We start from the raw sequence: 15,252 nt of genomic DNA on the forward strand, positions 1-15,252 counted from the left end.
TGGACTTCCCACACCTCCTCCGATGATCAGTCGGAAGACATGACGCCTGTTTAGGGGCGCCAGGTCCAGATACAAGGAGCGGCTTCAGCCGCGACCAACGAAGCCATGCACCCAACAGGATCGACGATGCAGACCGGTAATCGACTGCCTTCCCCATCGAAACTGAAGATAGACAACGAACGCACGCACGTGCGTTCAAGCACGCGCCGCAGCCACCATCTCCTGCGCCAGGCCACGCATCGCCTCCGGCGTCAGCTGCAGGTACGGCGCGATGCGCAGGGCACCATGGCGATGCGTGCAGATGACGTGCGCCTGCTGCAACCAGGGCAGCAGCGCCGGCATCGCCGACGCCGGTGGACGCAGCGCGTACAGGTGCGGCGCGTGCCCGGGCACGGTCCAGTCGCCCGCGCCCAGCGCCTGCAATTCCGCGTCGAAGGCCCCGCCAAGGTCGGCGAGCCGCTGCGCGATGCGCGCCGGCTGCCACTGCTGTACCTGCTGCAGCGCGGCACTGGCCATCGCCAGACGCAGCGGATCGGCGACACCGCCGGCATCGAAGCGACGCGCGCCGCTGTGGTACGGCGGCGGCGCTTCGGCCGGAAACTGCCAGTCGCCGCCCGGATCGCGCGCCTGCCAGTGCTGCTCGAACGGAACGCCATGCGCGCGCCAGTGCGGCGAGGCCCACAGCCACGCCAGTCCCATCGGTCCGAGCAGCCATTTGTGCCCGACCGAGACCACGAAATCCGGCCGCCAGGCATCCAGCCGCACCGGCAGCACGCCCAGGCTCTGGCTCAGGTCCAGCACCAGCATCGCGCCGGCCGCATGCACACGCGGCGCGATCCGGTCCAGATCCAGCAGGCTGCCGTCGCGCCAGTAGGCGTTGGGCAGGGTCGCCACGCGGACGCGCGGCTGGGCGTCCAGCGTCGCCAGCACCGCTGCGGTCCAGTCCTTCCCAGGCGCGCGCCGCACCACCGCCAGGGATGCGCCGCTCTCGGCGCAGCGTTGCTGCCACGCCAGCAAATTCGATGGGAACTGGCCATCGAGCAGCAGTACCGCATCGCCGGGCGCCAGCGGCACCTGTCGCGCCGCAATGGCCAGGCCGTACGCGGCCGACGGCACCATCGCCACGCCCTCGCTGTCGCCCGAGAACACCGTGGCCGCGGCCAGCGTGCGCAGGTCTTCGATCTGCGCGCGCCAGGCATCGAAGGACAGCGTCCACGGCGCCATCGAATCGGCCAGCGCCGCCTGCCCTGCGGCCAGGGCCCGGTGCAGCCGCGGGCCCTTGCTGGCGGTGTCCAGGTAGCGCACGCCGGCCGGCAGCGCGAACGCATCCGCCGCGGCATCGAGGTCGACCAGCTCTTCCGCAGAAGCCGGACTGGCAGCATGGCGCGAGGCGGTCGTAGACATGTGTCTAGGGTAACGCCGTGGTCCGCGACGCGTGACGGTCCGTTCACGCCGTAGCGCTAAGACTGCATCGATGCAAGCGATCTCTCCGGCGTCACCGCCCTCGCCCATCGCATCCGTCGCGACACTGGCGGACCGCCTGCGTCGCGTGCGTGCGCGCAGCCGTCAGCTCGCCGCGCCGTTGAGCGAAGAAGACGCGATGGTGCAGAGCATGGATGACGCCAGCCCGACCAAATGGCATCTGGCGCACACCACCTGGTTCTTCGAGCGTTTCGTGCTCGGCGCCGATCCGGCGTACCGCGCGCACGATCCGCAGTGGGACTATCTGTTCAACAGCTACTACCAGAGCATCGGCCCGGCGCATGCGCGGCCGCATCGCGGCCTGCTGTCGCGGCCATCGCTGGCGCAGGTGCTGGACTATCGCAGCGAGATCGATACCCGCGTGCTGGCGCAGTTGCAGGCCGGCACCCTGGCGCCGCAGACGCTGCAGATCCTGGAACTGGGCCTGCAGCACGAACAGCAACACCAGGAGCTGCTGCTCACCGACATCAAGCACGCGTTCTGGCGCAATCCGCTGGGCCCGGCGTATCGCGCGGACCTGGCGACACAGCACGCGCCGGCGTCGCCGCTGCGCTGGCTGCAGCGCGACGAACAGATCAGCGAGATCGGGGCTGCCGCCTGGCCGGCGCAGACGACCTTCGCCTACGACAACGAATCGCCGCGGCATCGCGTGCTGGTGCCGGCACACGCGCTGGCCAGCCGCCCGGTGAGCAATGCCGAATACGCCGAGTTCATCGCCGATGGCGGCTATCGCACGGTCGGACTGTGGCTCAGCGACGGCTGGGCGCAGCGTTGCGCCGAGGACTGGCAGCGCCCGCTGTACTGGCATGCCGATGGCGTGCGCGAATTCACCCTCGGCGGCTGGCGCGAACGCGATCCGCATGCGCCGGTGTGCCATCTCAGCCTGTTCGAGGCCGACGCCTTCGCGCGCTGGGCCGGCGCGCGCCTGCCGACCGAGGCGGAGTGGGAACAGGCCGCTACCGGCGTCGCCATCGCCGGCAACTTCGTCGAGAGCGATGCGCTGCACCCTCAGCCGGCGGCGCCGGCCGATACCGGCCTGCAGCAGTTGTTCGGCGATGTCTGGGAATGGACCGGCAGCGCCTACCTACCCTACCCCGGCTTCCGTCCATGGTCGGGCACGCTGGGCGAATACAACGGCAAGTTCATGAACGCGCAGTGGGTGTTGCGCGGCGGCAGTTGCGCCACGCCGCACGATCACATCCGCGCCAGCTACCGCAACTTTTTCCCCTCCGATGCGCGGTGGCAGTTCGCCGGCGTGCGCCTGGCCAAGGATTCCGCATGAATGCCGCAACCGCCCGTGCCCTGACCGAAGCCGCCCTGACCGACCTGCATCCGCAAGCGGACGACATCACCGCCGATGCGATCGCCGGGCTGTCATGCAGCCCCAAGCAGCTGCCGTCCAAGTATTTCTACGACGCCGAGGGTTCGCGCCTGTTCGAGGCGATCACCCGCCAGCCCGAGTACTACCTGACCCGCACCGAGCTGGATCTGCTGGAAGCGCGGATGCCGTCGATCGCGCAGGCGGTGGGCACCGGCGCGCATGTGGTGGAGCTGGGCAGCGGCAGCGGCCGCAAGACCCAATTGCTGCTGGACGGCCTGCGCATGCCGGTGGCCTACACACCCATCGAAATTTCCCGCGACATGCTGATGTCCAGCACCACGCGGCTGGCCGAGCGCTTCCCGCACATCCAGATGCTGCCGGTGTGCGCCGACTTCACCGCGCCGGTGGCGCTGCCGGCGCCGCAGCGCGGGGCGCGCCGTACCCTGGTGTTCTTCCCCGGCTCGACCCTGGGCAACTTCACCCGCGAGGACGGCATCGCCCTGCTGCGCTCGATGCGCCAGACCATGGGCGCGGACGGCTGTGCGCTGATCGGCATCGACCTGGTCAAAGACACCGCATTGCTGGAGGCGGCCTACAACGATGCCGCCGGCGTCACCGCCACGTTCACCCTGAACCTGCTGCGCCGCCTCAACCGCGAGATCGGCAGCGACTTCGACCTGGCGCAGTTCCGCCATCACGCCGTCTATTCGGAAACGCGCCAGCGCATCGAGACCTTCCTGGTCAGCCAGTGCGCACAGCAGGTGACCGTGGCCGGGCAGCGCTTCGATTTCGCCGAAGGCGAGGCGATGCAGGTCGAGTACAGCCACAAGTACACCGACCAGAGCTTCGCGGCGATGGCCGCCGATGCCGGCCTGCGCGTCAGCCACGGCTGGAATGCGCAGGACGATGCGTTTGGGTTGCGACTGCTGCAGGTGGTCTGAAGGCGGGGATTGGGGAGTCGGGATTGGGAATTCGCAAAAGCGAGCGCGGCGCGCGCGGCGGCAGCCTCCTGTCAACGACATCCCTCGTAGGAGCGGCTTCAGCCGCGACGCTTTCCAATCGGCTGCGTCGCGGCTGAAGCCGCTCCTACACTATCTGCCAGGTCGAAAACCGCCTCAGGCCTGATACCCATTGCTGATCGGATAACGCCGCTCGCGTCCGAATGCGCGGCGCGACACCTTCGGCCCCGGCGCGGCCTGGTGCCGCTTCCACTCGCTGATGCGCACCAGCCGCACCACCCGGTCGACCACCTCGGCGGCGTAGCCGGCGGCGACGATCTCGTCGCGCGATTCCTCCTGGTCGACGTAGCGATACAGGATGCCGTCGAGCACGTCGTAGGGCGGCAGCGAATCCTGGTCGGTCTGGTTGGCGCGCAGCTCCGCCGAGGGCGGCCGCGTGATCACCGCCGGCGGGATCACCGGCGTGCCGCCGACCGTGTTGCGCCATTTCGCCAGGCCGAACACCTCGGTCTTGTACAGGTCCTTCAGCGGCGCGTAGCCGCCGCACATGTCGCCATAGATGGTGGCGTAGCCCACCGCGTACTCGCTCTTGTTGCCGGTGGTCAGCAGCAGGCCGCCGAACTTGTTGGCCAGCGCCATCAGGATCACGCCACGGCTGCGCGACTGCAGGTTCTCTTCGGTGACGTCGGGCTCGGTGCCGGCGAACAGCGGGCCGAGCGCGCTCAGCAGGCCCTCGAACGCCGGCTCGATCGCCACCGTCTCCAGCTTCACGCCGAGGACGCGGCACTGATCGGCGGCCAGGTCGTTGGACAGGTCGGCGGTGTAGCGCGACGGCAAGCGCACCGCGGTGACGTTGTCCGCGCCCAGCGCGTCCACCGCCATCGCCAGCACCAGCGCCGAATCGATGCCGCCGGACAGGCCAAGCCACACCTTGGAAAAGCGATTCTTGGCGCAATAGTCCTGCAACCCGCGCACCACCGCGCGCCAGGCCAGCGCATCCATGCTCTCGTCGCCGTCGTCGGTCCAGCGCAGCGGCGCGAAACGGCGCGCGGCGGTGTCGTATTCCACCACCAGCCACTGGTCGGTGAACGCGGCCGCGGCCGGATGCACGGTGCCGTCGCCGTCGGCCACCACCGAGGCGCCGTCGAACACCAGCGCATCCTGGCCGCCGACCACGTTGAGATAGGCCAGTGCCGCACCACTCTCGCGGCTGCGCTCGGCCAGCAAGGCATCGCGCTGCGCGTGCTTGCCGCGCTCGTAGGGCGAGGCATTGGGCACCAGCACCAGTTCCGCGCCCGCCCGCACGGTCGCCGCCAGCGGCTCCGGGAACCACAGGTCCTCGCAGATCACCAAACCAACCGGCGTGCCGTTGACCTCGAACACGCAGTTCTCGCCGTCCGGATCCACATCGAAGTAGCGGCGCTCGTCGAACACCGCGTAGTTGGGCAGTTCGCGCTTGCGGTAGGTGCGTTCGATGCGGCCGCCGCGCAGCACGCTGGCGGCGTTGTAGACCACGCTGCCGGCGCTCTGCGGCCAGCCGAGCACCGCGACGATGCCGCGCACCTGCGCGGCGATGCGCTGCACCGCGCGCTCGCAATCGGCCAGGAAGCCCGGCCGCAGCAGCAGGTCTTCCGGCGGGTAGCCGCTGACCGCCAGCTCCGGGAACAGCACCACGTCGGCACCGTACTCGTCGCGCGCCTCCTCGATCAACGCGATGATCCGGTCGGTGTTCTGGGCGACGGCGCCGACCGGGAAATCGAACTGGGCCATGGCGAGGCGAAGAGAAGAAGACATGGACAACCTTGCAGAAGCGGGAGGGGAAAAGCGCGGCGGTCGCGCCGCGGCCGCTCACAGCATGCTGCCAGCAGCAGCGTCACCGAGATGCGCGCGGCAGCAATGCGCAGTGTAGCGCCGCACCGGGGCCGGCGATTAGCCTGCCCACCTCATGCTGGGCCGAGGTGCACTGTTGGAAGGACCCTCGGTCCCGACTGGCTCCGACGCCGGCCGCTGACAGACGCCGCGTCGCGACTGAAGCCGCTCCCACAAGGCGCAACATGTCGTGTGCTGACTGGGCGCACTGTGGGAGGACTTCAGTCCCGACTGCATCGATCCCTGAGCGCCGGCCAGCCACGACCATGTGCTTCAGCGGGCGCCAGCGCCAGCGCGCGCGCGGCGCCGCCGGCGCCAACGCCGCAACAGCAACACCAAGCCCGCACACAGCCCGAGCGCGGCGAGGCCCAGCACCGCCATACGCACGCCAACGCCGTGCTGGAACACCACTTCCTTGCCGTCGCCGTCGAGCGTATAGGCGACCACGTAGTCGCCCATCGTGCCCATGCCTTCGCGCCCGCCGGCGGCGATCACCACGTACTGCTTGCCGCCCACCGCATAGACCGAGGGCGTGGCCTGGCCACCGGCCGGCAGCTTGGCCTCCCACAGGGTCTTGCCGGTGGCGCTGTCGAGCGCGCGCAGGCGCGAATCGGCGGCCGCGGCGATGAAGGTCAGACCGCTGGCGGTGGTCACCGCGCCGCCGAGCAGCGGCGTGCCCACGTCCAGTGGCAGCCACGGCAGCCTTTCTTCCAGCGTGCCGAGCGGGCGTTCCCAGGCGATCTTGCGCGTACGCAGGTCCACCGCCACCAGCCGTCCCCACGGCGGCTTGACGCAGGGAACGCCGCGTGACGAGCCCAACATGCCGCGGCGCATGTAGTACGGCGTGCCTTCCATGTCGTTGAACTGCTGGTCCGGATGGCGCGCGCGCTCGGCCTCGCTGAACTGCTCGCGCGGGATCAGCGCCACCTGCATCGGCAGGTCCGACACCGGCATGATCGCCAGCTGTCGCTGCGGATCCACCGCGATGCCGCCCCAGTTCACGCCGCCGGCCCAGCCGGGCAGCGCGATCGTGCCGCGCACGCTGGGCGGGGTGAACAGGCCTTCCGAACGCAGCCCGGCGATCAGCGCTGCGCATTCGCGGCGCGCGCCCGGCGTCGCCCCCCAGGCATCGGCGGCGGTCAGCGGCGCATGCCGCGCCAGGCGCAGACCCGGTTCGGGCATCGGCTGGGTCGGCGAGGCACGTTCGCCCGGCACGTCGGAGGCCGGCACCGGCACCTCGCTGATCGGGAACAGCGGCGTGCCGTCGCGGCGGTCGAAGGCGAACAGGAAGCCTGTCTTGGTCGCCTGCAGCACCGCCGCGCGCGGCCCCTGCGCGGTCTGCACCGTGGTCAGCACCGGCTGCGAGGCCTGGTCGTAGTCCCACAGGTCGTGATGCACCAACTGCTGCGCCCATACCCGACGGCCGCTGTGCAAATCCAGCGCCACCAGCGAATCGGCATCGCGGTTGTCGCCGAGACGCTCGCCACCGTAGTAGTCGGGACTGGCCGAGCCGGTCGGCACGTAGACCAGGCCCAGCGCCGGGTCCACCGACAGCGGCGCCCAGGCATTGCCGCCGCCGACCGTGGCCGCCTGCTCCGGCTGCCAGCCGGCCGCGGCGGCCTTGCCCGGATCGCGCGGCACCGGATCCCAGCGCCACAGCTCACGGCCGCTGCGCGCGTCGTAGCCGCGCACCACGCCCTGCTCCAGCGCATGCCCGCGGTTGTCGCCGATCGAGCTACCGACCACCAGCACATCGCCGGCCACCACCGGCGGCGAGGTCACCGCATAGTTGGACCAGGCATCGCTGGCCGTATCGTGCACATCCACCCCGGCATGCAGGTCGATCGTGCCGTCCTTGCCGAACCCGGCGCAGGGCTTGCCGTCGGCGGCGTCCAGCGCGATCAGCCGCGCATCCAGGGTGCCGTATACGATGCGCTCGCGGCACGCACCTGCAGTGGCCTGGATGTCGCGCCAGAAACTCACCCCGCGCGAGGCCGGGTCGCTGTAGTGCTTGTCGCGCGCGACCTTGGCGTCGAACGACCACAGTTCGCGGCCGCTGGTCGCATCCAGGGCGAAGGCGATGCCGGTGCCGGTGGTGAGGTACATGCGCCCGCCCAGCACCAGCGGATTGGCTTCGAAGCGCCGCCGTTCCGGATCGGGCAGGCCCGCGCCGAGTTCGCCGGTGCGGAACGACCAGGCGATGCGCAGCCGGCCGATGTTGTCCGGGGTGATCTGGGTCAGCGGCGAGTACTGCCCGCCGCCGGGCGCGCCGGCATAACTGGCCCAGTCGCCCGGCGCCGCCGCGCAGATGCCACCGATGCCCATCGCCATGCCCGCCCCGCAAACCGCTGCCCGCCATCGCCTGATCACGCATCCACCCCTGTTGCTGCCGAAGAAAGTGGCGTCAGTATCGGCACCGGCAGACCGTGGCGCAGCGCTGCGGGGACGGAACCGGCCATGCTGGTGACCAGTGGCGGGCCGCAGGGACGAACGGTGGCGCCCTCAGCGGCCACCCACGGCGTATGCGCGGCGCCTTCCGCGCGCCCAACGCGACGGCATTGACCCGGCCTGCGCGTCTACCGCGCGATAGTACGCCAGCCCCAACCACCCACCACCAGGAGCGCAGCACCATGCTGACCCGATGGAGACTTGCCCTCGGCAAGCTCAGCAAGCGGATGTGGTTCCGCTCCACGCTGTATGGCGCGCTTGGCGTCATCACCGCACTGGCCGGCGCGTTCCTGAAGTTCCTGATTCCCGAGGGATTGGCGACGCGGATCGGTGCCGACTCGGTCGGCAACATCCTCGCCATCCTTGCCGCCTCCATGCTGACGGTCACCACGTTCTCGCTATCGACGATGGTGTCCGCCTACGGCTCCGCCTCCAACAGCGCCACCCCACGCGCCGCCCGGCTGTTAATCGAGGACACTCGCGCGCAAGGCGCCCTGGCCACCTTCATCGGGGCGTTCCTGTTCTCCATCGTCGGGCTGATCGCGCTGAGCACCGGTCTCTACGGCGAGGGCGGCCGGCTGGTGCTGTTCGGCGCCACCATCGCGGTCATTACGGTCATCACGGTGACGCTGCTGCGGGCCATCGAACAGTTCTCCCGCTTCGGTCGACTGGGCGAGACCATCGATCTGGTGGAACTGGTCACCCGCGATGCGATGCGCCGCCGCGCCGAAGACCCGCTGCTGGGGGCGGCGCCATGCAGCCTGCCGCTACCCGAGCATGCCAGACAGTTGCACAGTCCGCGCATCGGCTACGTGGAGCATATCGACGTGGCGCGCCTGGACGCGCTGGCCCGCGAACACGCGCTGATCGTCCACGTGCTGTGCCAGCCCGGCACTTTCGCCACGCCGGTGCGCCCCATCCTTGCGGTCGAGGGCGCGGCGGAGGACAGTGTTCGGGAGCGGCTCTGCGAAGCGATCAGTCTGGGCGAGACGAGGCGCATCGAGAACGATCCGCGCTATGGTCTGGTCATGCTTGCCGAGATCGGGCAGAGGGCGATGTCGCCGGCGATCAACGATCCCGGCACATGCATCGACGTGATCGCCACTTGCGTGCGCCTGCTGTGCGGCTGGGAGCACGCTCGTGCCAAGGCGCAGGCACCGGAGGTGAGCTTCGACAACGTGCGCGTCGCCGCCCTGAACGAACACGACATGTTCGAGGACGTGTTCGAGCCGATCGCCCGCGACGCCGCGGGCATGCTGGAAGTGGGCATCCGCCTGCAGAAGGCGTTCGCCGCAATCGCGCAGAGCGACCACCCGCCGATGCGTGAGGCCGCATTGGCCCACGCGCGGCTTGCCCTGCAACGAGCCCTGGACACCATGCCATTCGCTCCGGACAGGGAAAAACTTCGCGCGGTCGCGCTGGCCGAAAACGGGATCGCCGCATGATGGGCTCACTCCCGCACGCGCCGGGCCACGGCCGGCCACATGGCGATCCTCCTTGCCTCCACATCGACGGCGACGCGGACGGATGCTACCGACCTCAACGAAAAAGGCCCCGCTCGCGCGGGGCCCTTTCGACGCGAGCCGCTGTGGCGCCTGCGCGCCACAGCCGCACTGCGACTTACTTCATCAGCGAAGCGATCGCCGCACCCAGGTCGCCCGGCGAACGCACGGTCTTGACCCCGGCCGCTTCCATCGCCGCGAACTTGCCCTCGGCCGTGCCCTTGCCGCCCGAGGCGATCGCACCGGCGTGGCCCATGCGCTTGCCGGCCGGCGCCGACGCACCGGCGATGAAGCCGACCACCGGCTTCTTAACATGCTTGGCGATGTACTCGGCACCGGCTTCCTCGGCGTCGCCGCCGATTTCGCCGACCATGATGATGCCTTCGGTCTGCGGATCCTCGTTGAACAGCTTGAGGCAGTCGACGAAGTTCAGGCCGTTGATCGGGTCGCCGCCGATGCCGATGCAGGTGGACTGGCCCAGGCCGACTTCCGTGGTCTGCTTGACCGCTTCATAGGTCAGCGTGCCCGAACGCGAGACGATGCCGATCTTGCCCGGCTTGTGGATGTGGCCCGGCATGATGCCGATCTTGCACTCGCCCGGGGTGATCACGCCGGGGCAGTTCGGCCCGATCAGCACGGTCTCCGGGAAGGAGCGGGTCAGCACGTTCTTGACGCGCAGCATGTCCAGCACCGGGATGCCTTCGGTGATGCAGACGATGACCTTGATACCGGCGGCGGCCGCTTCCAGGATCGCATCGGCCGCGAACGGCGGCGGCACGTAGATCACCGAGGCATCGGCGCCGGTGCTCTGCACGGCATCGGCCACGGTGTTGAACACCGGCAGGTCGATGTGGGTGGTGCCGCCCTTGCCCGGGGTGACGCCGCCGACGACCTGGGTGCCGTACTCGATCATCTGGGTGGCGTGAAAGGTGCCCTGCTGGCCGGTGAAGCCCTGCACGATCACCTTGGTGTTCTTGTTAATCAAAACAGACATTGGAGTTCCTTGGTGTCGTGGATCAGGCGGCGTTCTTGACAGCTTCAACGACCTTCTTGGCGCCGTCGTTGATGTTGTCAGCCGGAATGATGGCCATGCCGCTGTCGCGCAGCAGCTGCTTGCCCTCTTCCACGTTGGTGCCTTCCAGGCGCACAACGACCGGAACCTTGACGCCCACTTCCTTGACTGCCGCGATGATGCCCTCGGCGATCATGTCGCAGCGGACGATGCCGCCGAAGATGTTGACGAAGATGCCTTCGACCTTGTCCGAGGACAGGATCAGCTTGAACGCCTCGATCACGCGCTGCTTGTTGGCGCCGCCGCCCACGTCGAGGAAGTTCGCCGGCTCGCCGCCGTTGAGCTTGATCACGTCCATGGTGGCCATGGCCAGACCGGCGCCGTTGACCATGCAGCCGATGTTGCCGTCCATGGTGACGTAGTTGATGTCCAGCTCCGAAGCGGTCACTTCGGTCTCGTCTTCCTGGGACTTGTCGCGCATGGCGACCAGTTCCTTGTGGCGGAAGTTGGCGTTGTCATCGCTGTTGAACTTGCCGTCCAGCGCGTAGAGGTTGCCGTCGTCCAGGATGGCCAGCGGATTGATCTCCACCAGCGCCAGATCCTTCTCGTTGAAGATGCGGTACAGGTTGACCATGATGTTGGCGAATTGGCCGGCCTGCTTGGCGGTCAGGCCCATCTTGAAGCCAATGTCACGGCCGTGGTAACCCTGCACGCCCTCGACGAAGTCGACGTTGAGCGTGTGGATCTTGTCCGGGGTCTCGGCGGCGACCTGTTCGATCTCCATGCCGCCCTCGGAGGAGGCGATGTAGCTGATGGTGCGGGTGCCGCGGTCGACCAGCACCGACAGGTACAGCTCCTTGACGATCTCGCCGGCGGTGGTCACCAGCACCAGGTTGATCGGCAGCTCGACGCCGGCGGTCTGGTAGGTGGCCATCTTGGTGCCGAGCAGCTTCTCGGCAACGGCCTTCACATCGTCGGTGGTCTTGCAGAACTTGACGCCGCCGGCCTTGCCGCGGCCACCTGCGTGGATCTGCGCCTTGACCATCCAAGGGCCAGCGCCAAGCGACTTGGCGGCTTCAACCGCTTCTTCCGCAGTAGCCGCGACCTTGCCGGCCGGGACCGGGATGCCGTACTCGGCAAGCAGTTGTTTTGCCTGATATTCGTGGAAATTCATGCGTCACCGTGGGAAAAGGAACGGCCGTCCCGCAGCGATCCGGGCCCTGAGTGGCGGCCGGGAGCGGTACGGACGGGACGCCTATTGTCGCCGACCCAGGGCGGCGGCGCAAAAGCACCGGCGGTCTGGCCCGGCTGCGGCCTCCGGGATGGTCCGCGGTGGCGGCGCCGGGTGGGGGGCGCCGGGCCGCGCGCGCCCTGCCGCGCTCATCCCGCCGCCTTCCCCTGCCTGTCCAGACAGGCCGCCGGACCGCCGACGGCGGCGATCGCGGTTGCGCCGTCGCGACCGCGGTGACCGGCCCCAGGCTGGCCGCCGCCGGCCCGAGCGGCCATCCGCGTGGACGGCGCCACCCCTATACTCGCGCCGTCCGCTGTCCGCCCGGAGTCCGGCTTGCCCACCAGCGCCTCGCTCATCGACCGCATCGAGTCCATTCCGCGCCGCGAGCTGTACTTCTTCGCGTTGTACCGGGTGCTGGTGGCCGGGCTGATCGCCGCCCTGGTATTCAGCCCGCTCAGCGTGCTGGTCGGCGAGCCGCGCTACCCGCAACTGGCCAGCACCCTGGCCACCGCCTACCTGGCAGTGGCGCTGGCGCTGCTGATGTGGGGGCGCAACGAGGCTCACCTGGCACCGATCGTCGGCTTCAGCGCCGTCGCCGACATCGTCGCCGCGACACTCGCCGCACATGCCCTGCCCGCGGCCAGCGCCGGCATCGCGATGATGCTGCTGTTCAACGTCGCCGCCGCGGCGATGCTGCTGCGCCTGCGCGGCGGCCTCGCCATTGCCCTGATCGCCTCGGCGGCGACGCTGGCCGAGTACGTGTGGAGCGTGCTGGACGGCGCCGACAACACCCGCAGCCTGGCCGAACTGGCGATGTTCGCCACCAGTTATCTGGCGGTGGCCTACATCTGCAACGGCCTCGGCCAGCGCGCGCGCACCAGCCAGCGCCTGGCCGAACGCCGCGGCGCCGAGGTCGCCAATCTCTACGAAATCAACGAACTGATCATCCGCCGCATGCGCACCGGCGTGCTGGTGGTGGACGCGCAGAACCGGGTGACCCTGGCCAACGAGGCCGCGTCGGCGCTGCTCGGCGACACCGACGGCAACAGCGGCAGCGGCCGGCTCGACCTGCTCAGCGCCGCGCCGGAACTGGCCCGGCGCCTGCAGCGCTGGCGCAACGGCTGGAACCAGGACGAAAGCCCGCTGCAGCTGTCGCCGGACCAGCCGGAGGTACAGCCGCGCTTCGCCCGGTTGCTGGCCGAGGGCGACCTGACCCTGGTGTTTCTCGACGACGCCACGGTGGTCTCGCGACGCGCCGAGTCGCTCACCCTGTCGGCGCTGGGCCGCTTCTCGGCCAGCCTGGCGCACGAAATCCGCAACCCGCTGGCCGCGATCAACTACGCCTCGCAGTTGCTGGAGGAATCGCCGGCGATCGGCGATGCCGACCGCCGCCTGCTGCAGATCATCCACCAGCAGTGCCAGCGCACCAACGGCATCGTCGAGAGCGTGCTCGGCCTGGCCCGGCGCGAGCGCTCCAATCCGGAGAACCTGGACCTGGGCGCGTTCGTGCGGCGCTTCGTCCTGGAGTACCGGCAGACCCTGTCGATCGAGACCGACAGCCTCGAGGCGATCCTCGCCCCGCAGCCGGTGCACGCGCTGGTCGACCCCAAGCACCTGCACCAGATCCTCAGCGCGCTGGTGCACAACGCGCTCAAGTACGGGCGGGTGATGGAGGAGCCGGCACGGGTGCGCCTGCGCGTGGCGATGCAGGAGCGCAACGCCGTCGTCGACGTGATGGACCGTGGCCCCGGCATCCCCGAGGCGGTGGCGGCGCAGTTGTTCCGGCCGTTCTTCACCACCTCCGAGCACGGCACCGGACTGGGCCTGTACATCGCCCGCGAGCTGTGCCGGGCCAACCAGGCGCGACTGGAATACGTGTCGGTGCCGGCCGGCGGCGCCTGCTTCCGGGTCGCCTTGCCCGGGCCGCACACCATGCTCAGCGGCGGCAGGTGAGAATCGCTCCGCCAGCGCGCGGCCGGCGCCGGTAAATTGGCACATGCCCCGGTTCCTACGCTATCTTCTTTGCACATGAACGAAACCCGAAGCGCCCTGGTCGTCGACGACGAGCGCGACATCCGCGAGTTGCTGGTCCTGACCCTGGGCCGGATGGGGCTGCGCATCAGCACCGCCGCCAACCTCGCCGAAGCGCGCGAACTGCTGGCGAGCAATCCCTACGACCTGTGCATCACCGACATGCGCCTGCCCGACGGCAACGGCATCGAGCTGGTCAGCGAAATCGCCAAGCACTACCCACGCACGCCGGTGGCGATGATCACCGCCTTCGGCAGCATGGACCTGGCGGTGGAAGCACTGAAGGCCGGCGCTTTCGACTTCGTCAGCAAGCCGGTGGACATCCACGTGCTGCGCGGCCTGGTCAAGCATGCGCTGGAACTCAACAACGAAAGCCGCGCCGCGCCGCCGCAGCCGGCCCCGGAACAGGCCAGCCGCCTGCTCGGCGCCTCGGCGGCGATGGACGCGCTGCGCAGCACCATCGCCAAGGTCGCGCGCAACCAGGCGCCGGTGTACATCCTCGGCGAATCCGGCGTGGGCAAGGAGCTGGTCGCGCGCACCATCCACGAACAGGGCGCCCGCGCCGCCGGCCCCTTCGTGCCGGTGAACTGCGGCGCGATCCCGGCCGAACTGATGGAAAGCGAGTTCTTCGGCCACAAAAAGGGCAGCTTCACCGGCGCCCACGCCGACCAGGCCGGCCTGTTCCAGGCCGCGCACGGCGGCACCCTGTTCCTCGACGAGGTCGCCGAACTACCGCTGCCGATGCAGGTCAAGCTGCTGCGCGCGATCCAGGAGAAATCGGTGCGCCCGGTCGGCGCCGCCACCGAGGTGCCGGTGGACGTGCGCATTCTCTCGGCCACGCACAAGGATCTGGCCGACCTGGTCGCCGAGGGCCGCTTCCGCCACGACCTGTACTACCGCATCAACGTCATCGAACTGCGCGTGCCGCCGCTGCGCGAGCGCGGCGGCGACCTGCCGCAACTGGCCGCGGCGATCCTGGCGCGGCTGGCCAAGAGCCACGGCCGCCCCACCCCGCTGCTGTCGCCCTCCGCGCTGGATGCCCTGAGCAGCTACGCCTTCCCAGGCAACGTGCGCGAGCTGGAGAACATCCTCGAACGCGCCCTGGCGATGGCCGAGGACGACCAGATCAGCGCCGCCGACCTGCGCCTGCCGCAGCCCGGCAACCATGCCCGCAGCGCTGCCGAAGCTGCACCGGCGCTACCGCGCGGCGTGGTCGACATCGACCCGACCTCCTCCGCGCTGCCGTCCTACATCGAACAGCTCGAACGCGCCGCCATCCAGAAGGCGCTGGAAGAGAACCGCTGGAACAAGACCCGCACCGCCGCGCAGCTGGGCATCACCTTTCGCGCGTTGCGCTACAAGCTGAAGAAGCTGGGGATGGAGTAGAAGGGCCGGGA

10 protein-coding genes are annotated in these 15,252 nt (G+C 69.4%); 5 read left to right on the plus strand and 5 right to left on the minus strand.

Annotation, left to right across the window (positions count from 1 at the left end; genetic code table 11):
• Positions 1 to 195 precede the first annotated feature (195 nt).
• Positions 196 to 1,404 (minus strand): aminotransferase class V-fold PLP-dependent enzyme, encoded by a 1,209-nt coding sequence (locus FHR66_RS18025; protein ID WP_160967722.1) that lies wholly within the window; start codon positions 1,402 to 1,404, stop codon positions 196 to 198.
• A gap of 70 nt (positions 1,405 to 1,474) precedes the next feature.
• On the opposite strand from FHR66_RS18025, the gene egtB reads away from it, so the two are divergent.
• Together egtB and egtD are read left to right on the plus strand one after the other, a co-directional pair.
• Positions 1,475 to 2,764: an ergothioneine biosynthesis protein EgtB gene (gene egtB / locus FHR66_RS18030; protein WP_160967720.1), complete on the plus strand. Its 1,290-nt coding sequence runs from the start codon at positions 1,475 to 1,477 to the stop codon at positions 2,762 to 2,764.
• Entirely contained in the window at positions 2,761 to 3,744 is a 984-nt protein-coding gene (gene egtD, locus FHR66_RS18035; protein WP_160967719.1) for an L-histidine N(alpha)-methyltransferase, read from the plus strand. The genes egtB and egtD overlap by 4 nt, the downstream gene beginning before the upstream one ends.
• 174 nt (positions 3,745 to 3,918) lie before the next feature.
• On the opposite strand, the gene FHR66_RS18040 is transcribed toward egtD, so the two are convergent.
• Together FHR66_RS18040 and FHR66_RS18045 are read right to left on the minus strand one after the other, a co-directional pair.
• Positions 3,919 to 5,556: an NAD+ synthase gene (locus tag FHR66_RS18040; protein WP_160967717.1), complete on the minus strand. Its 1,638-nt coding sequence runs from the start codon at positions 5,554 to 5,556 to the stop codon at positions 3,919 to 3,921.
• A 348-nt stretch (positions 5,557 to 5,904) separates the two neighbouring features.
• Positions 5,905 to 7,962 carry a pyrroloquinoline quinone-dependent dehydrogenase gene (locus tag FHR66_RS18045; RefSeq protein WP_160967715.1) on the minus strand — a complete coding sequence of 686 codons (2,058 nt, stop codon included), beginning with the start codon at positions 7,960 to 7,962 and terminating at the stop codon, positions 5,905 to 5,907.
• A gap of 299 nt (positions 7,963 to 8,261) precedes the next feature.
• On the opposite strand from FHR66_RS18045, the gene FHR66_RS18050 reads away from it, so the two are divergent.
• Positions 8,262 to 9,524 (plus strand): DUF2254 domain-containing protein, encoded by a 1,263-nt coding sequence (locus FHR66_RS18050; RefSeq protein ID WP_160967713.1) that lies wholly within the window; start codon positions 8,262 to 8,264, stop codon positions 9,522 to 9,524.
• A 175-nt stretch (positions 9,525 to 9,699) separates the two neighbouring features.
• Here the strand turns inward: FHR66_RS18050 and sucD are convergent, their stop codons facing one another.
• A complete protein-coding gene (gene sucD / locus FHR66_RS18055; RefSeq protein WP_160967711.1) occupies positions 9,700 to 10,575 on the minus strand; it encodes a succinate--CoA ligase subunit alpha in 876 nt (291 codons plus the stop codon).
• Between the two features lie 22 nt (positions 10,576 to 10,597).
• Positions 10,598 to 11,767: an ADP-forming succinate--CoA ligase subunit beta gene (gene sucC / locus FHR66_RS18060; RefSeq protein WP_160967709.1), complete on the minus strand. Its 1,170-nt coding sequence runs from the start codon at positions 11,765 to 11,767 to the stop codon at positions 10,598 to 10,600.
• 390 nt (positions 11,768 to 12,157) lie between these two features.
• On the opposite strand from sucC, the gene FHR66_RS18065 reads away from it, so the two are divergent.
• Together FHR66_RS18065 and FHR66_RS18070 are read left to right on the plus strand one after the other, a co-directional pair.
• Positions 12,158 to 13,777 (plus strand): sensor histidine kinase, encoded by a 1,620-nt coding sequence (locus tag FHR66_RS18065; RefSeq protein WP_160967707.1) that lies wholly within the window; start codon positions 12,158 to 12,160, stop codon positions 13,775 to 13,777.
• 75 nt (positions 13,778 to 13,852) lie between these two features.
• Positions 13,853 to 15,241, plus strand: a complete 1,389-nt coding sequence (locus FHR66_RS18070) for a sigma-54-dependent transcriptional regulator (RefSeq protein ID WP_160967705.1) — start codon at positions 13,853 to 13,855, stop codon at positions 15,239 to 15,241.
• The last annotated feature ends 11 nt before the right edge of the window (positions 15,242 to 15,252 follow it).

This window comes from Xanthomonas sp. F4 (assembly GCF_011761895.1).